The 18451-nt window shown below is 58.2% G+C and carries 19 protein-coding genes; 8 read left to right on the top strand and 11 right to left on the bottom strand.

The window, feature by feature from the left end; translation table 11 throughout:
* Positions 1 to 170: 170 nt before the first annotated feature.
* From MHM37_RS15795 to MHM37_RS15770, 6 genes are all read right to left on the bottom strand, one after another.
* Complete coding sequence (locus MHM37_RS15795; RefSeq protein ID WP_139526760.1) at positions 171 to 941, bottom strand: transporter substrate-binding domain-containing protein; 771 nt, start codon at positions 939 to 941, stop codon at positions 171 to 173.
* A gap of 135 nt (positions 942 to 1076) precedes the next feature.
* Positions 1077 to 1808: an ABC transporter permease gene (locus MHM37_RS15790; RefSeq protein WP_139526762.1), complete on the bottom strand. Its 732-nt coding sequence runs from the start codon at positions 1806 to 1808 to the stop codon at positions 1077 to 1079.
* A gap of 1 nt (position 1809) precedes the next feature.
* On the bottom strand, positions 1810 to 2511 hold the full coding sequence (locus MHM37_RS15785; RefSeq protein ID WP_058577210.1) for an ABC transporter permease: 702 nt from the start codon (positions 2509 to 2511) through the stop codon (positions 1810 to 1812).
* Between the two features lie 19 nt (positions 2512 to 2530).
* On the bottom strand, positions 2531 to 3301 hold the full coding sequence (locus tag MHM37_RS15780) for an ATP-binding cassette domain-containing protein (protein ID WP_139526764.1): 771 nt from the start codon (positions 3299 to 3301) through the stop codon (positions 2531 to 2533).
* A 243-nt stretch (positions 3302 to 3544) separates the two neighbouring features.
* Positions 3545 to 4531: a succinylglutamate desuccinylase gene (locus MHM37_RS15775; protein WP_153843774.1), complete on the bottom strand. Its 987-nt coding sequence runs from the start codon at positions 4529 to 4531 to the stop codon at positions 3545 to 3547.
* A gap of 204 nt (positions 4532 to 4735) precedes the next feature.
* Entirely contained in the window at positions 4736 to 5176 is a 441-nt protein-coding gene (locus tag MHM37_RS15770; RefSeq protein WP_139526768.1) for a hemerythrin domain-containing protein, read from the bottom strand.
* A gap of 229 nt (positions 5177 to 5405) precedes the next feature.
* Here MHM37_RS15770 and wrbA point away from each other — a divergent pair, with 229 nt between their 5' ends.
* Complete coding sequence (wrbA, locus tag MHM37_RS15765) at positions 5406 to 6005, top strand: NAD(P)H:quinone oxidoreductase (protein WP_153843773.1); 600 nt, start codon at positions 5406 to 5408, stop codon at positions 6003 to 6005.
* Between the two features lie 72 nt (positions 6006 to 6077).
* On the opposite strand, the gene MHM37_RS15760 is transcribed toward wrbA, so the two are convergent.
* Entirely contained in the window at positions 6078 to 7151 is a 1074-nt protein-coding gene (locus MHM37_RS15760) for a tartrate dehydrogenase (RefSeq protein ID WP_239297288.1), read from the bottom strand.
* Positions 7152 to 7282: 131 nt separating this feature from the next.
* On the opposite strand from MHM37_RS15760, the gene MHM37_RS15755 reads away from it, so the two are divergent.
* The gene (locus MHM37_RS15755; RefSeq protein ID WP_153843771.1) at positions 7283 to 8200 is read left to right on the top strand and encodes a LysR family transcriptional regulator; all 918 of its coding nucleotides are present in this window, start codon (positions 7283 to 7285) and stop codon (positions 8198 to 8200) included.
* Positions 8201 to 8210: 10 nt separating this feature from the next.
* Here MHM37_RS15755 and MHM37_RS15750 read toward each other — a convergent pair whose 3' ends face one another.
* Positions 8211 to 8744, bottom strand: coding sequence for a lipocalin family protein (locus tag MHM37_RS15750; protein ID WP_062372732.1), 534 nt, complete (start codon positions 8742 to 8744; stop codon positions 8211 to 8213).
* 190 nt (positions 8745 to 8934) lie between these two features.
* On the opposite strand from MHM37_RS15750, the gene MHM37_RS15745 reads away from it, so the two are divergent.
* Both MHM37_RS15745 and MHM37_RS15740 read left to right on the top strand, forming a co-directional pair.
* Positions 8935 to 9363 (top strand): secondary thiamine-phosphate synthase enzyme YjbQ, encoded by a 429-nt coding sequence (locus tag MHM37_RS15745; RefSeq protein WP_062372734.1) that lies wholly within the window; start codon positions 8935 to 8937, stop codon positions 9361 to 9363.
* Positions 9364 to 9403: 40 nt separating this feature from the next.
* Positions 9404 to 11668 carry a glycosyltransferase gene (locus MHM37_RS15740; protein WP_153843770.1) on the top strand — a complete coding sequence of 755 codons (2265 nt, stop codon included), beginning with the start codon at positions 9404 to 9406 and terminating at the stop codon, positions 11666 to 11668.
* A gap of 13 nt (positions 11669 to 11681) precedes the next feature.
* Here the strand turns inward: MHM37_RS15740 and MHM37_RS15735 are convergent, their stop codons facing one another.
* From MHM37_RS15735 to MHM37_RS15725, 3 genes are all read right to left on the bottom strand, one after another.
* Positions 11682 to 12374 (bottom strand): VTT domain-containing protein, encoded by a 693-nt coding sequence (locus tag MHM37_RS15735; protein WP_153843769.1) that lies wholly within the window; start codon positions 12372 to 12374, stop codon positions 11682 to 11684.
* Positions 12375 to 12445: 71 nt separating this feature from the next.
* Positions 12446 to 13384, bottom strand: a complete 939-nt coding sequence (locus tag MHM37_RS15730) for an ABC transporter substrate-binding protein (protein ID WP_062372743.1) — start codon at positions 13382 to 13384, stop codon at positions 12446 to 12448.
* 23 nt (positions 13385 to 13407) lie between these two features.
* Entirely contained in the window at positions 13408 to 14535 is a 1128-nt protein-coding gene (locus MHM37_RS15725) for a TauD/TfdA family dioxygenase (RefSeq protein ID WP_231125651.1), read from the bottom strand.
* Between the two features lie 182 nt (positions 14536 to 14717).
* Here MHM37_RS15725 and MHM37_RS15720 point away from each other — a divergent pair, with 182 nt between their 5' ends.
* From MHM37_RS15720 to MHM37_RS15705, 4 genes are all read left to right on the top strand, one after another.
* Positions 14718 to 15590, top strand: coding sequence for a LysR substrate-binding domain-containing protein (locus MHM37_RS15720; protein WP_139526779.1), 873 nt, complete (start codon positions 14718 to 14720; stop codon positions 15588 to 15590).
* A 113-nt stretch (positions 15591 to 15703) separates the two neighbouring features.
* Positions 15704 to 17155: a sodium:alanine symporter family protein gene (locus MHM37_RS15715; RefSeq protein WP_139526780.1), complete on the top strand. Its 1452-nt coding sequence runs from the start codon at positions 15704 to 15706 to the stop codon at positions 17153 to 17155.
* A gap of 189 nt (positions 17156 to 17344) precedes the next feature.
* The gene (locus MHM37_RS15710) at positions 17345 to 17953 is read left to right on the top strand and encodes an NAD(P)H-dependent oxidoreductase (RefSeq protein ID WP_153843768.1); all 609 of its coding nucleotides are present in this window, start codon (positions 17345 to 17347) and stop codon (positions 17951 to 17953) included.
* Between the two features lie 26 nt (positions 17954 to 17979).
* Positions 17980 to 18282, top strand: a complete 303-nt coding sequence (locus MHM37_RS15705) for an MGMT family protein (RefSeq protein ID WP_139526785.1) — start codon at positions 17980 to 17982, stop codon at positions 18280 to 18282.
* The last annotated feature ends 169 nt before the right edge of the window (positions 18283 to 18451 follow it).

Raw genomic sequence — 18451 nt, 5'->3', positions numbered from 1 at the left:
AAGGGGGAGGCTATTCGTCGAACCACTCGCTCAGGTAGAAACGGGCAATGGTGCCCTGGGTACCTGGGCGAAGCGCATGCAGCGCGGGGGATAAGAGGAGGCGTGAGGGCATGTTGGCGTCTCGCTTGCGAACCTCCCCAAGTGGGGAGGCTCGCTCAAGCAGCTAGCGCTTACTCTTCGCCGAAATAACGGGCGTAGATCTCATCGTAGGTGCCGTCTTCTTTGAGCTCCGCCAGAGCTTCGTTGAACTGCTCGGCTAGCGCTTCGTCACGCTGACGGAAGGCGATACCGAAACCGTCGCCGAAGTACTCTTTCGGCTCGCTGATACGCTCACCCACTACGACATATTCGGCTTCATCGCTTTCGAGCAGCGTGGACTGGCCGATCGGGAAGTCGAGGAAGACGATATCCAGACGCTGTGCTTCCATGTCCAGCACCATGTCGTCGGCGGTGGAGTAGCGGCTGATGTCAGCGACGCTACTGAAGTTATCGGTGACGTAGTTATCCTGTAGGGTGCCGCGCTGAACGCCAATGGTTTTGCCTGCCAGGGTCTCTTCGTTGGCTTCGCTGATGTCCAGGCTGCTCGGAGCGAACCAGGCAGACGGCATGGTGATGTAGGGGTCTGAGAACAGTACCTGCTGACGGCGTTCGTCGTTGATGGTCATGGAGGACATGATCGCATCGTAGTTGCGTGACATCAGGCCTGGAATGATACCGTCCCACTCCTGCTCGACCCATTCACAGGTAACACCGATACGCTCGCATAGGGCGTTGCCCAGGTCGATGTCGAAGCCGGTCAGTTCACCTTCAGCGGTGCGGTATTCCATGGGCTCGTAGGGAACGTCGACGCCGATACGGACGTTGTCGTAATCGCGCGCGTGAGCAGAAGATGCTGCAGCGACGGCCAAGCCCAGCAGAGAAACAGTCAGTAGTTTTTTCATTTTTAGACTCCAAAAGAAGCAGGTTCACCCAAGGTGATCCCCCTTAACGTACCCCAGGTTGAGGTTGGCGAAAAGGGGGAGTCTGCATTTGAACCAACGTTTGTTTTACGCTGGCGCGTGTTGTCTTTGTTTTGGTTAGGTGGTTTGTGGCTGCAGGTGGGCCAGCAGCTTTTTCTCTAAGAAGCGGAAAAAATACAAGATCGCGAAGGTCAAACAGAGATAGATGGCTGCGACGAATAGGAACGCATCGAAGGGCGCATAAAAGCGCGCATACACGAAGCGTGCCGCACCGGTCAGATCCATCAACGTCACCACACTGGCAATGGCGCTGGCATGCAGCATGAATATGACTTCGTTGCCGTAGGCTGGCAGCGCGCGTCGAAAGGCGCTGGGCAGAATGATCCGCCGCATCATCAAACGTTGCGACATGCCATAGGCCCGTGCGGCCTCTATTTCGCCTTTCGACGTTGCCTTGATGGCACCACGGAAAATTTCGGTGGTATAGGCGGCCGTGTTCAGCGTAAAGGCAATCAGCGCGGGGTAAAACGCTTCGCGCAGCACCGGCCACAGAAAGGTTTCTTGAATGCCGTCGATAAATACGACGCCGTAGTAAATGATGTAGAGCTGGATCAACAGCGGCGTTCCGCGAAACACGTAGGTATACAGATAGACTGGCAGGCTGATCCATTTGTGCCTGGAGCTACGCATGATGGCCAGCGGTACCGCTAGGATGAGCCCGGCCACCAGCGAGAGAAAGACCAATTGTGTGGTGGTCACCAATCCTTCCCAGTAGTAGCCGAGGGTCGTCGGTGTGAAAATCAGGTTGTCCGCTAGTAGGTCGTTGAACCATGCAGAGATATCTAACATGTCACTGCCCCCCAAAGCCGATGTCGTAACGTTTTTGTAGGCGCGCAAAGATCCACTCGGAGACGCTGGCAATGAGCAGGTAGGCCACCGCGACGGGGATCAAAAACACGAAGGGCTCGTGGGTCGCGCGGGAGGCTTCGGCGGCTACTCGGACCATGTCGGTCAGGCCGATTACCGAGACCAGCGCGGTGGTTTTGAGCAGTACCATCCAGTTATTGGAAAGGCCGGGCAGGGCGTGGCGCATCATTTGGGGGAAGCGAATGCGACGAAACACCAAACCACTGCTCATGCCGTAGGCTTTGCCTGCCTCTATCTGGCCGTTATCCACTGCCATGAACGCCCCACGAAAGGTTTCGCCCATGTAGGCACCGAAGATAAAGCCGATGGTCAGTACGCCTGCGGCAAAGGCATTGAAATTGATATAAATGTCGATGTCGTAGTTGTAATACAGCATGTCGCTGATGGCGTTGACGCCGATCTGGCCGCCGAAGAACAGCAGCATCATCAGCACTAGGTCCGGCACACCGCGAATCACCGTGGTGTAAACGGTGGCGGTGCGACGTAACAGCCAGTTACGCGACATCTTGGCGCTGGCCGTCAGCAGCCCTAGGAGGATGGCCAAGATCAGCGATAGAACGGCCAGTTGAACGGTGACGCCCGCCCCTTCGATCAGGCGGGGGCCGTAACCTTGCAAATCGAGCATGGTGTGCGTGCCTCGCGGATCAGTATTTGGGCGCTAGAAACTGCTTCAAGCGCGGTGACTGCGGATTACCCAGCACCTCGTTCGGCGCCCCGGCTTCTTCTACCAAGCCTTGGTGCAGGTAGATCACTTTGCTGGACACGTCGCGGGCAAAGCTCATCTCGTGGGTGACCACGACCATGGTGCGTCCTTCATTGGCTAAGTCACGCATGACTTTCAGCACGTCGCCGACCAACTCCGGGTCCAGTGCCGAGGTGGGCTCGTCGAACAGCATGACTTCCGGGTCCATGGCGAGCGCCCGTGCAATGGCACCGCGCTGCTGCTGGCCGCCGGACATTTGTGCCGGGTAGGCATTGGCGCGAGCGCTCAGCCCTACGCGATCCAGCAGCGCATGGGCATGCTCGATTGCCTCTTTTTTGGGCTTGCCGAGCACGTGGATCGGCGCTTCGATGATGTTTTCCAGCAGCGTCATGTGTGCCCATAGATTGAAGCTTTGGAAGACCATCGAGAGCTTGGCACGCATCTGCACCACCTGTTTCCAGTCGGCGGGCTCACGGCCGTGTTTGGTGGTTTTAAAACGAATTTGTTCGCCGTGGACGTAGAGCTCTCCATCGTCGGGCTGTTCAAGCAGGTTCATGCAGCGCAGGAAGGTGCTTTTGCCCGACCCTGAGGCGCCAATGAGGGTGATGACGTCACCTTTTTGGGCTTCCAGGGAGAGACCTTTGAGAACTTCCGTATCGCCAAAGCGCTTTTTAATATTGCGCACTTCAAGGGGAGTAGGCGTAGCGGCCATAACGTAGGCTCCAGTACAGGGTTGCCGCAGCAGCAACAAATGAATTTGTCGTGCGTGTGTGCGGCTGGCGCGAAAAAAGGGGCGATTCTATCAGGACTGCGCCAAATGCGCGTACTTTATCAGGACGACATTGGTCTTGGTACGTGGCGATGTGTCCTGACGGCCCCTTCACGTTGTTGTTATAAAAAAAGACGTCGTTATGAAAAGTACGTTTTCATCGTCAAGCAGTAGCGCAAGTGTCCGTCAGGTAATGGCATGACTGGGCACCACCAACAGTGCCGCACGAGCGCCTATGTCGACGTGGGCATTGGGGAACACCACATGTAATGGTGTCTTCTCCACGATGAAATCACCCGCTACCCCATCTTTGGCGAGGCAGGTGCCGGGCTCGAAACGGCTGAAATTGGGTACGTCATCGTCGAAGCAGAGCGTAAAGTCCTCCGCTTGGCGCATCAGCTCGTGCTGTACTTTAAAAAAGGCCATGTTATCTGCGGGCTTTGTCGGCGGCGGATAACCTGAGCTGAGTGAGCCCAAGAGCGTCAGCATTGGCGCCAGGGGAGCCATATCATTGTCACCAAACGGGGCAACCCGACCCAGTTCGAACGTAAACGCTTGGGCGTGATGATAGTGCTTACTGTAGTGGGAGAACGTCCAACTGTGCTGATGTTGGTGGAGCACGGCCTGCATATCGGCTCCGGCCAGCCACTGCCACTGCTGCGCATCGGTGGCGGCGAGGGCGTAGGGTTCGACGACGAAGCGGGTATACAAACTGTCCCGAATCGCCGTGTGCAGATCGTAGTGCAGTTTCGGCAGCGCATGGTGGCGGGCGAAGAACGTATCTACTGCTTCCATTAACGCTCGCGCTCGGTCGGGTTCGGCCCCCCGCTCGTCCAGATCGCGTTTGAACAGCCGGTTGAGGTTGGTGGCAATGAAGCGTTTGTGCGCTTTTAACGCGGGAATGTTACCCAAGATCACCAGCACCGGCGCGCCTAACTGCAGCGTGCTGGCTTCCAAAGCGCTCAGCCAATCACCGAGCAGTTCCACCGGGGCGGTTTCGTTACCGTGTATCGCCGCAGAAAATACACAGGCGCGTGCCTCTGGGCGCAGAATGTTAGGGGTGAGCTCTAGAATACCTGGCCCGTGAAGATGGTAAGTGCCGCTTGGGAAGCGGCCGATGCGCGGGGAGGGGCGTTCCTCGTCGAGCGTCCAGTCGAGCCATTGGCCTAGCATGAAAGTGTCCTTGAGCATGGGCATTTGCTTTTTTATCGTTCCTACCTTTACCCACGCCCGTAGCTGTCCACAAGGGGAGGCGTCGTTCGCGTGAAAATGGCGGGTGGGATGATGAAAGTTGCCGGTACAAAAAAGCGCTCATGGCCCTTTGCCACAAGCGCTTTGATCACCGACGCTCTTGCGTCTGTCGCACACTAAGGACGTTTAGTCTGCTCGCTGTCGCCGCATTTCTTCCTGATACTCTTTGGCCAGAGAGGATTTCTGGTTCTCTTGGAGGCCGCGGCCTGCCAGTTGAAAAACTTCCTGCTCCTCTTCGTCCAAGTGATGCGTCACCAAGTGTTGAAGCTGCTTAGCGTGAGTGAGCCAGTGGCTGGCGCTATAGTCGGTGTCGTCCAGCAGTTCGATCAGCTCGTCGATCTCATGATGCTCCGCCACGCTGTGGCGCGCTTTTTCTTGGGTGAGATCGATGTCCATCATGGGGATGTAAAGCGCTCTCTCTTCCGCGTTGGCGTGGTATTTCAGTTCGGCGCGTACCTGTTGATAGAGGGTATCGCGCTCTTCACTATCGCCATGGGTCTCTACCAAGCGGGCCAGCAGGTCTCGCTGGATGTCGTGATCTTTGCGAAGTGCTTCGAAAATCGTCATGCCGGACTCCTTGGCGTTATACGTGAATGAAACATACCGTAAATACGATACAAGAAAAATTAGTGCCGAAGTGGCAAAAGCGCAAGGTCGGCACGTCGATGAAATCGATGCGGAGCATCGAAAACATTCGCTTTTCTCTACGTTTGACTAGGCTATGGTTTAGTGAGTTTTCATTGCCCTCGACGGGCAACCTGTCCAATGCTCGAATGCAAGTCCAAAGGAGTGCGTTATGACGAAGGTACTGGTGCTGTATTACTCCATGTATGGCCATATCGATACACTGGCTGCCGCGGTGGCCGAAGGCGCTAAGGGAGTGGACGGTGTCGAAGTGACGGTAAAACGTGTGCCTGAAACCATGCCGGAGGAGGCGTTCAAAAACGCTGGCGGCAAGCAGGACTTCACCACGCCGGAAGCCACACCTCAGGAGTTGTCGGATTACGATGCCATCATCTTCGGCACGCCGACGCGCTTTGGCAACATGGCGGGTCAGATGCGCACCTTCCTCGATCAAACCGGCGGCCTGTGGGCCAACGGCGCGCTGCGCGGCAAAGTGGCGAGCGTGTTCACGTCGACCGGCACTGGCGGCGGCGATGAGATGACCATTACCTCTACCTGGACCACGTTGGCCCACCACGGCATGGTCATCGTGCCCATTGGCTACGGCATCGAAGAGCAGTTCGATATTTCGAAAGTCAGCGGCGGTACGCCCTATGGCGCTGCGACGCTGGCCGGTGGTGATGGTTCCCGCCAGCCGGATGACCGCGAGCTGAAAATTGCCCGCTTCCAGGGCAAACATGTCGCTGAGATTGCTGCCAAACTGGCAAACTAATCGACGCTTGAAACGCACAACGCCTCGCTGCCAGCGAGGCGTTGTTCGTTAACGAACGCTTTTATAGAAGAATCAACCGCGAATCCGCTCGGCAATGGCGTTACCGAGGCTTTCGGTCGTGCCCTGGCCGCCCACGTCGCGGGTGAGCACTTGGCTATCGCCCTCACTCAGCACCGCTTCAATGGCCTCGACCATCGCGTCGCCCGCCTCCTTATAGCCCAGGTGCTCCAGCATCATCGCCCCAGACCAAATTTGGCCGATAGGGTTGGCAATGCCTTGACCGGCGATGTCCGGTGCGCTGCCGTGTACCGGTTCGAACAGGCTGGGGAACTTGCCTTCTGGGTTGATGTTGGCCGAGGGGGCGACGCCAATGGTGCCGGTGCACGCAGGGCCTAAGTCGGAGAGAATATCGCCAAACAGGTTGCTGCCCACCACCACGTCGAACCAGTCCGGATGCAGCACGAAGTTGGCGGTCAAAATATCGATATGGAATTTATCCACCGCGATCTCTGGGTACTGCTTGGCCATCTCGGCCACCCGCTCGTCCCAGTAGGGCATGGTGATCGAGATGCCGTTGGACTTCGTGGCCGAGGTGAGCTTTTTACGTGGGCGGGTTTGCGCTAGGTCGAAGGCATACTTTAGTACGCGGTCGACACCGGTTCGGCTCATCACCGTTTCCTGAATGACGATTTCACGCTCGGTGCCTTCATACACCTTGCCGCCGACGCTCGAGTACTCGCCCTCGGTGTTTTCGCGCACGACGTAAAAGTCGATGTCGCCGGGCTTGCGGCCCGCTAGCGGGCTTTTGATGCCGGGCATCAATCGGCAGGGGCGCAGGTTGATGTACTGGTCGAACTGGCGACGAAACTGCAGCAGCGAGCCCCATAGCGAAATATGGTCGGGCACTTTGTCTGGCCAGCCCACGGCTCCGTAAAACAGTGCATCGAATCCTTTGAGCTGGTCGAACCAGTCGTCGGGCAGCATCTTGCCGTGTTCCAAGTAGTAGTCACAGCTGCCGAACTCGAAGGTGGTGAACGCCAGGTCGATATTGAAGCGCTTGGCGGCGGCTTCCAGCACGCGAATACCTTCGGGCATCACTTCGGTACCGATACCGTCGCCAGCGATGACTGCAATACGATGGGCCATGGAAGATCCTTATGTGGTTGGATGTCGCGGAAAGGATGGAGTGTGATTGCTTAGTAGGAGTGTAGCGCCTGTTGGCGACGAGATAATCAGGCTATTATGCAAGCTATTGTTGCCTAAAAGTGAATAATCCCATGATGCTGGATGACCTCGCCTTTTTTCAGCAGCTAGCGCGAGCGGGAAGCTTGACCGCCACTGCTCGCGAGCTTGGGCTGTCTCTCTCAGCCGTGAGTAAACGTTTGAAGCAGCTAGAGGCTCGGCTGGGGGTGACGCTGGCGGCGCGTACGACGCGCCGGTTGACGCTTACTCTCGAAGGCGAGCGCTACCTGTCTCAAGGTGGTCTCATTCTGGAGGAGTTACAAACGCTCGAAAGCTCACTCAGCGAGACCGCGAACCAAGGCCTAAGCGGTCGGCTGAGGGTCAACGCGACCTTCGGCTTTGGCAGGCGGCATATCGCGCCGCTGCTATCGCGGTTTTGCGCCGAGCACCCAGGCGTGGAGAGCTGGCTTGAGCTGACCAACTTCCCCCTCAATTTGAGCGATCACGGCTTTGACGTCGGCATCCGTATTGGCGAGCCACCGGATTCACGCCTCGTCGCCAAGCGTATCCTACCCAACCGCCGCGTCTTGTGCGCTGCGCCTAGCTATATGAAAAAAATGCCGCCGCTGAAGGCTCCGAGCGATCTTACTCAGCACCGTTGCCTGGTGATTCGTGAAAACGATAGCGACTTCCCGCTATGGCGCTTCGAGCACCGGCAATCCCAGCAGCGCCAGGCCGTGAAGGTCAGGGGGCCATTGGCGAGTAACGACGGCGAGGTCATTACCCGCTTAGCGCTGGATGGCCACGGCGTGATGCTGCGTTCCTGGTGGGATGTGAACGAGCAACTATCCAGTGGGACGTTGCAAACGTTGCTACCGGAGTGGCAGGGCATACGCGCTGACTTTTACGCCGTGTTCGAGCATCGCCGCCATGTGCCGGAAAGGATCAGCGCGTTGATCGACTTCTTACAGCGAGAAATGGCGGGCCGGGTGCCCGCCTTGCCCAATGGCTAACGTGGGTCCGTTAGCGGCCTGGGCAGGTTTGATCCTGCACCACGTCGATCAACTCGTCGGTGGGAAAGTCCAGCTCGGCGGCGCGCTGACGAAGGCGCTGCTCCACGTCGCCTGCTATCGTGGGGGTGCGTGCCAGAATCCACAGGTAGTCTCGGTTAGGGCCTGCCACCAACGCCCACTGGTAGTCATCGTCGAGTTCGAGAACGTTGTAGCCGCCGTAAAACGGGCCGAAAAAGCTGACTTTCAGCCGCCCCACGCTCTCGTCATCGATGAAGTAGGCGCGACCTTCGGCTTCGTCCCAGGCGCGTTCTTCCAGGTCGTAGCCTCGGTTGATCACCTTGACGCCCCCATCGTCGCGCCTACTGTAGGTAGCGGTGACGCAGTCTAGTCCCTCTTCGAAGGAGTGATCCAGGCGAGCGATTTCGTACCACTCGCCAAGATAGCGCTCGAGCTCGAAGTCAGTCACCGGTTCCGTGCCATCGGGAATGCCGGTGCAACCCATCAAGAATGTGCCGGTCACGGCCAGGGTTGCCAGCGTGGCCATGCTCCTTGGCCGCCATACGGATGTCATCATCTCGCTCCTTTTAATGTCAGACCATCACAGCGCTCAATTTATCAGGGTAGGTGGCACCACGCCACGCGGTCCTCTTGGTACTGTTCGGCAGGTAGTGGAAATAGGCTATGGTATGTCTGTTAACGTATCCTCTGACAATGCATATAACAAAGGAGTGTTTATGTGGCATCAACAAGAGATTCACTTGCCGGAAATGTCCCGCGGTTTTCATTTGATTACTGATGAGATCGCCAGAGCACTGCCCTGTTTGGCGGAGTGCCATCAGGGGCTTTTGCATCTACAGCTCATGCATACCTCCGCGTCGTTGACGCTCAACGAGAACACCGACCCGGACGTGCGCCATGATCTGGATGCTTTCATGCGACGTTTGGTGCCAGAAGGACTGAGCTACTTTCAGCATACGTTAGAGGGCCCCGACGACATGCCCGCCCATGTGGCGTCTAGTCTATTGGGCACTCAGCTCAGCCTTGCGGTACGCGATGGCCGCTTGGCCCTTGGCACGTGGCAAGGGGTGTGGTTAGGTGAGCATCGTGAGCAGGGTGGTTCGCGCCGCTTGCTGGCCACCTTGAACGGCTGTGCCGCGCTTTAGTCACAGCCACCGAATGACTCTTTGAGATAAGCGCCTCTACATGCCTCGACGCCTTTTTCGCCTCTCCCGCCAGCGCTGGTTGAGGCTGTTTTTCGTTTTGAACCTTGCGCTGGTGGCGGGGTTGATCGTTCACCAAGTGTGGCTCTACGTGGCCGAACCCGAGTTCGAATCGCTGCATACCGTAGAAGTCGCCGAGGTACGCGACCGACTAGCAGGCCGAGATGCCTACCGCTTTGCGGTGGTGGGCAACATCAATAACTCGGTAAATGTCTTTCAAGACGAGATCGTTCCGCTGCTCAACCAGGGCGATATCGATTTCATGGTGTCGGCGGGCAATGCGGTGAGTGGCGGCCAGCAGGAGAGTTATCAGGCGATTTATCACAGCCTCGAACTGCTCGACATGCCTTATCTCTTGACCTACGGCGATAATGAAGACAGCGATTTCGGCAGCTATCTGTTTTACGACTACTTTGGCCCGCATTTCTATGCGTTCGTAGCGGGCAACAGCCACTTCATTTTTCTAGATGGCACTGGCAAGTCGTCGACTTCCTGGCAGTTGGATTGGCTGGAGCGCGAGCTAGCCGCCTCTGACGCGGCCCATCGGTTCGTGTTCGTGGGCCTGCCACTGCATAACGTCATCCAGGATGCCCCGCTGTTCGAAGAAGATAACTACCTCAACGATCCCCGGCTTGCTGAAGGCATCATGCGTTTGGCCGAGCGCTATGGGGTCGATACGGTGTTTTCCGCGAATCTCTCGCTATACGCCCAGCACACCGTCAACGGGGTGACGTACGTGACCACCGGCGGCGCGGGCGGCCTGCTGCTGGATGCCGATGAGAGTTTTCATCATTACGTCGTCGTCGAGGTGGCCGGTGACAGCGTGGGCATCTCGCCGGTGCGATTGAACGTCGACCGCCCCGGCTGGTGGCGCATGCTGAGCAGCGTGGGGTCGACGATTTACGCCTTCTTCTACGTCAGCTATCCGCGGTTCTTGCTGATCGTCGGGCTGCTGACACTGTTGGCCATGCGGCTTTACAGGCTGATTTTCGAGGAGCGCGACTACTATCCCGACTTCGATATCGACCCCACGCCCTATCTGGAAAAAAGTTTACGAGTGGCGATGGTGTCGAACAACTACTTCCCGTTCGTTTCCGGCGTGTCGGTATCGGTGGAGCGGCTACGCCAGGGTCTTGGCGATCTCTCACATCGGGTGCAGCTGCTGGTACCGCGCTACCGGGAGTCGTGGCAGGACGATGACACCATTCTGCGGGTACCCACGCTGATGGCGTTTGGCGAGAAGCGTGAATTTCGCTTGACCAACCCGTTCAGCGCGGGCTTTCGCCGCTGCCTGCGTGAGTTCAAGCCCGATGTGATCCATGTACATCACCCGTTCTGGCTGGGGTCGATGGGTCTGTGGATGGGGCGTCGTTTGAAAGTGCCGGTCATCTACACCTATCACACGCGCCTGGAGCACTACGCGCACTTCGTACCGCTGCCGGGGGCACTGTTTCGCAACCTGATCTCTCACTATTTGATCAAGCGCTTCTCTAATCGTTGCCAGGGGGTCATCGTGCCGACCTATTCGGCAGAGGAGTACCTGCGCATGATCGGGGTCAAGACGCCGACGCTGGTGCAGCCCACGGGGATCGACGCGGCACGCTTTGCCGATGCCGACGAGGAGGCCGTGGCGTCGCTTCGCCAGCAGTTGGCTATCGCGGTCGACGATACGGTGCTGGTAAGCGTTTCTCGCATCAGTAAAGAGAAGAACATCGGCTTCATGCTGGAAGCGTTGGCAGAGTTGAAGCGCCAGGGAAAGACCGGCCTACGCTTGCTGTTGGTCGGCGACGGCCCGGACCGACAAGCGATCCAAACACAGATCGACACGCTGGGTTTGGAAGCACAGGTCACCTTGGTGGGGGCCGTGCCGCCAGAAGAGATGGCGCTTTACTATCACGTAGGCGATGTGTTCGTGTTTGCCTCTACCTCGGAAACACAAGGTATGGTGATTCTAGAGGCCATGGCCGCTGGGCTTCCGGTGGTCGCCGTACGCTCGAGCGGTATCGATGACGTGGTGCGCGATGGCCACAACGGCTTCAAGACGCCGCAAAACCGCCAGAAGTGGGGGCAGCGAGTGGTGGAACTGGTCGAGGATGACGCGTTGCGCGAAACCCTCGGCGATCAAGCCAAAGCGTTCGCCGCTGACTACGATATCGGCAAGTTTGCCGCCGCGGTGGCGCACTTTTATGCCGAGGTGCTAGCGAAACATCACACGACGCATCAGACCCACGAGCGTCAGCCCAAGTGATGCAAGCGAGAGGCTAGCCGTCGTTTCGAGGACGGCTCGTCCGAGCGGTGGCCACGCGCTTGAGTAGCCAGAGTAGGCCCACCCCGACGACCACGCCTGCCACGGCCAGCACCAACTCTTGTTGTGAGGCAGCGGTGAACAGCGCCCCTAGCTGGCTGCCGAGCAGGATGACGGCGGCCAGTCCCGGCACGATGCCCAGCGTCGAGCCGATCATGTAGTCGCGGAAATTGAGATGAAACGCCCCGGCCAACATATTGGTGAGCGTGAAGGGAGCCAGCGGCAGCAGGTTGATCACCGTCATCGTACGAATGCCGCGTTGGGAGAGATAGCCGGAAAGGCCGCGTAGGTGGCGGCCACCGTAGCGCATGAGGGCATCTCGCCCCAGCCAGTGGCCCACCCAGTAAGACACCACCGACGAACTCAGCGTGCCCAACGTAGCGTAAGCCAATCCCCATACCGGGCCAAACAGCATGCCGGTCAACACGACCAGCAGGCTTAGCGGAAACATCACTAACAGCGAACCGGTATAGACGGCCATGACGGCGGCAAACATCCAGGGGGCACGCTGCCACTGGCTAATGGTGGTAGTGAGTGCTTCGAGCTGCGCCTGAGTCAGCAGCCCTTGCTGCTGCAGGTAGCGCCACATCACGCCCAGTATCACCAGCGTGATCAGTAAGCCTAGCCCTTTTAGCAACGTTCGTGACATTCCATCCCCACCGCCTATCTGGCAAAAGAGCGTTAGCATACGCCACTGCGGCGGTGGGGTGAACGAGCGCGTTACTGTAGGCGCGCTTCAATGACGGGCCAAGCGGCATCACCCTCGGCGGTCGTGACATCGGCCAGCATGGCCTCTATGCGTTCGGGGTTGTCGTTGATCCACTGCTGAGCCACCTCGGCGAGGTCACGCTCTTCTTGACCGAAGGCTTGGATCATCCAGCTCTGTTCCTCGGCGGTAAAGCTGAACTGCTCGAAAAAGGTGACCAGCGCCGGGTGGGCATCAGCGTAGTCGCTGCGCAGCAGGGTACGTACGTCGCTTTCGCCGTTGTTCTCACCAAACAGGTTTTCCGGGTCTTCCAGGTAGCGCATGGGGAGTTCGAGATTCATCCAGTGGGGCGTCCAACCGACCCAAACGATGGCTTCTTCTCTGGAAATGGCATCTTGTGCTGCAGAGAGCATGCCCACTTCGCTGGTATCCACCAAGCGCCAGTCGCCGAGGCCCCAGATATCGTTATCGATGGCGTTATGTAGAATTTCACTGGCGGCCGATCCTGCGCCAAAACCATGAATTTGGCCATTGAACTCGTCACGGTGCGCGTCTAGATCGGCAAAGCTGCGAATACCGCGCTCATGTAAATACGCTGGAACGGCCAGGGTCATCTGCGCGCCATCGACGTTGTTGGCGATGTCCCTGATGACGCCGGAGGTTTTGCGAGGCTCGAACATCTCTTTTTGCGCAGGAAGCCAAGCGCCTAGAAAGGCGTCGACGTCGCCACTTTCCAGGCCTTGATAGATCACTTGCAGGCCAATTTCATGGGTTTGAGTGTCGTAGCCCAGCGGGTTAAGGAGCTGCTCGGCGATTTCGGTTTTCACGGTAATGCCAGGCCAAGCGGGAACGCCGAAATCTAGCGTGGCGTCATCGGCGACGGCGGCTTGGGTAGTAACGCCTGCTAGGCCCAGGGTAATGGTCGCAACGAAAGGACGAAGTGAACGTGTCATGGAGGAGGGTCTCCTTGCTAGGGTTATTGTGATGGTGCGGTCGTACGGGCAAGAACACGCAGGCGCGAGGCCAGCATGTCCCGGTCTAGGTAGGTGCCTTGAAGGTGGCGAGCACCGCTATTAGGATCGAACTCCCGGCGGCCGTGGAGTACGCGACGGTTATCGAACGCCACCATCTGGCCCGGTGTTAGTGTGAACTCCAACTGATGCGCCTCGCTGTGGAAGAGTTGCCACAGTACTTTGTAGGCCCGGTACCAAGCCGTCATTTTTTCGGCCGGCAAATGGAGCGTATCGCGTATCCAATTATTGAGGCGTATCTCCATCAGCTCGCCTTGGCTATCCAAGGTGATCACCGGAGCTTTGAAGGCGATATCGTGATGGTTGTCTTGAAACCGGAAGTCGATGGGGGTCTCACTCAGAATGGCGAGTGCCTCAGGGTCCTGTTCGCGTAGCGCATCGATGACCCGGGCGCCGTCGGCAAACAGTGACTCACCGCCGCTGGCGTCGTTTTGCAAGCAGTAGAGCAGTTGAATGTCCGGCGGCTGCTGCCAGTTGGGTAGGTCGATATGCAGCGGCAAGCCTACGGCGGTGTAGGCTGCGTTGTTAGGGTTGGGCTTGGAGCGCACGTTGAATCGCCCGCCGAAATTGGTGGTGCGTTGCGGGCCAATTCGCTCGGCAAGGCGGCTAACTTCCTCTTCCACCAGCGGTGCGTCAGTGATCAACGCCAAACCGTCGCGTAGCAGGGCGGTCAGCCAGGCTTTCTCCCCTGCCGGGGTCATGAAATCGGCATGGCGAACGCGCTCTGGGAAAAAGTCATCGCGCCACGGCGTCGGATTCGGCAGGGATGAGACGCGAGTCGCCTCGGGGCGGCGCTGGTAAAGCCAGCCGCTATGAAAGACGCTGTCATGCCCGTCGTGCCACTGAAGATAGAGATGACCATCGGCCAAGGTAACGCTGGGCGCTTGTTCGATATCGTCTAGCGGTAGGTAGAGGCGCTCGCGGGTTTGCGGGTGGCGACACGCCTGGCAAGCGCAGTGATCACGAAACCACAACAGAGGTAGCGTCGTTTGCGTACCGTCTTGCCACGTTAGCGAAAGGCCGCTGTCGGTGAGCGTGGCGTCCTTGAGTGCCGGGCCGTGGTCATACGGCATGAGTTCGCTCATTTGAGGGGCTGAACGCTTTTCCGTTGTGGCTAGTGCGCTGGACATAGAAACCTCACTGAGAATGGGTGACGTAACACACGATCTGCTTATTAGGATGCGGAGTCCCTTGCGCAGTGACAAACGATGAATTTGGCCCCAAAGACCCTGTTTAACTTATAGGTTGCTTTCCCATGAGCTCACTCCCTCCGCTGTTATGGCTACAAGCGTTTGAGTCCGCCGCCCGAACCCTAAGCTTTACGGCGGCGGGTAATGAGCTGGGCGTGACCCAGGCGGCCATCAGCCAGCGCATTCGGCTGCTGGAGGATCGCCTGGGGCAAAAGCTGTTCGTTCGCCACGCGCGCAGCCTTTCGTTGACCCCGGCAGGTCAAGCGTGGCTGCCCAGCATTCACGATGCGTTTTCACGCATCAGTGAAGGGACGTCGGAAGTGTTTGGTATTACCAGCGAACGACCGGTGACGCTGCGCGCTACGCCGGTGATCCAACAATCTTGGCTCGCGCCAAGGCTCGTGGCCCTGCATCGACAGAAACCAACGATTTTGCTGCGCTTGGTCAGCGCGATTTGGCCCGACGACTTTGGGCCTGAAGGGGCCGACATCGAGATTCGCTATGGTCGGGGTGAGTGGAGTGGGCTCGAGATGTTGCCGCTGGGCGACGAGCACTTGCTGCCCGTGTGCGCCCCTGCGCTGGCGCGCTCGCTCAACGTGCCTGCAGATTTGGCCGGGCATACGTTGTTACACGCGGTGGGCTTTGGCGTTGGGTGGCCTGGTTGGCTGCAAGCGGCGGGAATAGCCCATCTAGAGTCCGAATGTCGCTCCCTCACCTGCGATAATCAGGTGATGACGCTAGCGCTCGCTAGCCAGGGCGGTGGGGTGGCGCTCACGCATCACCGACTGTTGGAGCAGCGTGAGGATTTGGTGGCCCCCTTCGATATGAGTGTACCCAGCGATGAGCGTTTCTGGTTGGTGCGGCCCAGCAAGCGCCAAGTCAGCGACGAAGCCGCAGACGTGTGGGCGTGGCTGGCAGCGTCTCGCGAGTTGCCTTGAGTCATCCAGCAGTGATTACGACTGCTGGACAAGAAATTTGCCCTTTTTCTTGCCATTTTGGTGCAGCCATGAAGAATGATGCGCCTTCATTGTTTCAAAAAGGCGTGTTTCGTATGGATGTTACTCTTCCTCCTCTGTTGACCGCGATGGTGGATCGCGGCAACGGGCTGTTATGGGGCAGTGTACTGATTTACCTGCTCATCGGCGCTGGCCTCTATTTTACGGTCATGACCCGCGCCATTCAGATTCGCTATTTCGGTCATATGTTCAAGCTGCTGCGCGGCTCGCGGCAAGCCAACGGCGGGATCTCGTCGTTTCAGGCGCTCTCGACCAGTCTGGCTGCCCGCGTCGGTACGGGCAATTTGGCGGGTGTGGCGGTCGCCATCTATTTTGGTGGCCCAGGGGCTATTTTTTGGATGTGGATGACGGCCATGGTCGGCATGGCGACCAGCTTCGTGGAGTCCACGCTGGCCCAGGCGTACAAGACCGACCATGGCGACAATACTTTCCGCGGTGGCCCGGCGCGCTATATCGAGCGCGGTTTGGGCCTGCGCTGGTTAGCGGTGCTGTTTTCGATCTGCCTGATCATTGCGTTTGGGTTGGCGTTCAACAGCGTGCAGGCCAACTCCATCGCGCAGGCCATGGAGCAGGCGTTTGCCATTCCCACCTGGGCCATGGGGCTCGTCTTGATGGCCATCGTTGCGCCGATCATCTTCGGTGGTCTGAAATCGATTGCCAAAGTCGCCGAGCTGGTGGTGCCGCTGATGGCGCTGCTGTACCTGATCTTGGCGCTGGTCGTGGTGGCGCTTAATATCAGCGACCTGCCCGCGGCCATCATGACGATCGTGCAGAGCGCGTTTGGTATCGAGCAGGCAGCAGGTGGAGCGGTTGGCTATGCGATTTCTCAGGCGATCATGAACGGGATTCAGCGCGGACTGTTCTCCAATGAAGCGGGCATGGGCTCGGCGCCTAACGCGGCAGCGACCGCCAGCACCCGTCCGGATCACCCGGCGGCTCAGGGCTTCATTCAAATGCTGGGCGTTTTTCTGGACACCCTGGTGATCTGTACCGCGACGGCGGCCATCATCATCATGGCAGGCCCTGAGCTTCTGGCGGGTGAAGAGAATAACGGCATACAGCTCACGCAAATGGCGCTGTCTAGCCATGTGGGTGACTGGGGCGGTATGTTCATTGCCATCGCCATTTTACTATTTGCCTTCACCTCGGTAATTGCCAACTACTCCTACGGCGAATCCAATATCGAGTACTTGGCAGGCCGTCGTGCGCCCCTGGCGGTGATGGTGTATCGCGTCGCCGTGCTGGGCATGATCATGGTCGGTTCGGTGGCAAGCCTGGGGGCCATCTGGAATTTTGCCGATCTCTCCATGGGCATGATGGCGATTATCAACCTCGTGGCGATCCTGCTGCTATCGCCCATCGCTTTTGCGCTGTTCAAAGATTACGACATCCAGCTCAAAGCGGGTAAAGAGCCGGTCTTCGACCCCAACCAGTTTCCGAAACTGGCGAACAAAGTAGATCCGAACGCCTGGCCGACTAAGAAATAGCCACGCATTAGCCTGCTAGGCGTCATCCGCCCCACGCGATGCTGCGATAAAAGCAGCCACGCGTGGGGCTTTTTCATGGGTGGATAGTTCGATTTTGTCGAATGTAACTCGGAAAACGTTGCGCTTTTGCTTACCGAAAAGCGACGTAGAATAGCGCTTAACCTTCCCACTGATTTTTAAGGAGTTTTCATGACCACCCATGCCCTATTAGTGACGTCTTCGATTTTGGGTGATAACGGCCAGTCCAATGCGTTAGCGAGCCATTTTCGACAGCAGGCCGCGGCACGCGAGGGCGTCAAGGTGACCCATCGCGATGTCGTTGCCAACGCGCTGCCACACCTGGCCATCGAAGAGTTGGGCGCGTGGCAAACGCCTGCTGACGAGCGCACCGCCGAGCAGCAGGCGCTGGCCGCCCACTCGGATGAGCTGCTGGCAGAGCTGCGCGCTAATGATGTGCTGGTGTTGGCGGTACCGATGTATAACCTGGGCATTCCTTCCCAGTTGAAAGCCTGGTTCGACCGCGTGCTGCGCGCCGGTGAAACGTTCCGCTACACCGAAAACGGCCCTCAGGGGCTGATCGAAGGCAAACGGGCCATCATTCTGGCCGCGCGTGGGGGCCAGTACGCAGGCACCGAGTTCGATAGCCAAACGCCGCACCTGACAACCATGCTAGGCCTGATGGGCATCAGCGATGTGGAGGTGGTGTTTGCAGAAGGCCTGAACATGGGCGATGCTCACCGCGATACCGCGCTGAAAGAAGCCTTCCAAGCCATCGATCAGCTCGTCGAAGCACTCTAAAATCGACACCTGCTAACGAGGTCGCCATGCCACGCCCCGAACTGCTCGAACAGATCTACACCATCGTCGATCAGATTCCGGCAGGGCGAGTCACGACCTATGGGCGCATCGCTAAGATGACCGAAGGGGCCACGCCGCGCATGGTGGGGTCGGCCATGCGCCACTTGCCTGAGGGGCATCAGCTACCCTGGCATCGTGTCATTGCCGCGTCACTCAAACTGGCTGACCACGGCGGCGCGGCACGCCAGCACGAAAAGCTGCGTGCCGAGGGCGTCGCGTTCGATGCCAAAGGCCGCGTGCCGCGCCACCTCGTTTGGCCGGATGAGTAGCTTTGTGGTGAGTGGTGATTTGTAAGTGGTGAATGGGGAGGTGTTGGAGTGCCCCCAATTTCGTAGACACATGTACTAATAAGCGGCGGTATAAGCGCTGGGTGTAAGGCCACCCAGCGTCATGTGGCGCCTTGTATGGGGGTAGTACTCATCCAGATAGTAGCGAACC

It is taken from the genome of Halomonas sp. MMH1-48 (assembly GCF_022348105.1).
GTDB lineage: Bacteria > Pseudomonadota > Gammaproteobacteria > Pseudomonadales > Halomonadaceae > Vreelandella > Vreelandella piezotolerans.
The sequence above is the reverse complement of the archived record's forward strand: the minus strand, read 5'-3'. Positions and strand labels throughout refer to the sequence as shown.

Bases quoted from the DNA above. Each gene is read 5' to 3' on its own strand.
- MHM37_RS15795 (WP_139526760.1), bottom strand. From the start codon at position 941: ATGAAAAAACTACTGACTGTTTCTCTGCTGGGCTTGGCCGTCGCTGCA.
- MHM37_RS15790 (WP_139526762.1), bottom strand. From the start codon at position 1,808: ATGTTAGATATCTCTGCATGGTTCAACGACCTACTAGCGGACAACCTG.
- MHM37_RS15785 (WP_058577210.1), bottom strand. From the start codon at position 2,511: ATGCTCGATTTGCAAGGTTACGGCCCCCGCCTGATCGAAGGGGCGGGC.
- MHM37_RS15780 (WP_139526764.1), bottom strand. From the start codon at position 3,301: ATGGCCGCTACGCCTACTCCCCTTGAAGTGCGCAATATTAAAAAGCGC.
- MHM37_RS15775 (WP_153843774.1), bottom strand. From the start codon at position 4,531: ATGCTAGGCCAATGGCTCGACTGGACGCTCGACGAGGAACGCCCCTCC.
- MHM37_RS15770 (WP_139526768.1), bottom strand. From the start codon at position 5,176: ATGACGATTTTCGAAGCACTTCGCAAAGATCACGACATCCAGCGAGAC.
- wrbA (WP_153843773.1), top strand. From the start codon at position 5,406: ATGACGAAGGTACTGGTGCTGTATTACTCCATGTATGGCCATATCGAT.
- MHM37_RS15760 (WP_239297288.1), bottom strand. From the start codon at position 7,151: ATGGCCCATCGTATTGCAGTCATCGCTGGCGACGGTATCGGTACCGAA.
- MHM37_RS15755 (WP_153843771.1), top strand. From the start codon at position 7,283: ATGATGCTGGATGACCTCGCCTTTTTTCAGCAGCTAGCGCGAGCGGGA.
- MHM37_RS15750 (WP_062372732.1), bottom strand. From the start codon at position 8,744: ATGGCCACGCTGGCAACCCTGGCCGTGACCGGCACATTCTTGATGGGT.
- MHM37_RS15745 (WP_062372734.1), top strand. From the start codon at position 8,935: ATGTGGCATCAACAAGAGATTCACTTGCCGGAAATGTCCCGCGGTTTT.
- MHM37_RS15740 (WP_153843770.1), top strand. From the start codon at position 9,404: ATGCCTCGACGCCTTTTTCGCCTCTCCCGCCAGCGCTGGTTGAGGCTG.
- MHM37_RS15735 (WP_153843769.1), bottom strand. From the start codon at position 12,374: ATGTCACGAACGTTGCTAAAAGGGCTAGGCTTACTGATCACGCTGGTG.
- MHM37_RS15730 (WP_062372743.1), bottom strand. From the start codon at position 13,384: ATGACACGTTCACTTCGTCCTTTCGTTGCGACCATTACCCTGGGCCTA.
- MHM37_RS15725 (WP_231125651.1), bottom strand. From the start codon at position 14,535: ATGCCGTATGACCACGGCCCGGCACTCAAGGACGCCACGCTCACCGAC.
- MHM37_RS15720 (WP_139526779.1), top strand. From the start codon at position 14,718: ATGAGCTCACTCCCTCCGCTGTTATGGCTACAAGCGTTTGAGTCCGCC.
- MHM37_RS15715 (WP_139526780.1), top strand. From the start codon at position 15,704: ATGGATGTTACTCTTCCTCCTCTGTTGACCGCGATGGTGGATCGCGGC.
- MHM37_RS15710 (WP_153843768.1), top strand. From the start codon at position 17,345: ATGACCACCCATGCCCTATTAGTGACGTCTTCGATTTTGGGTGATAAC.
- MHM37_RS15705 (WP_139526785.1), top strand. From the start codon at position 17,980: ATGCCACGCCCCGAACTGCTCGAACAGATCTACACCATCGTCGATCAG.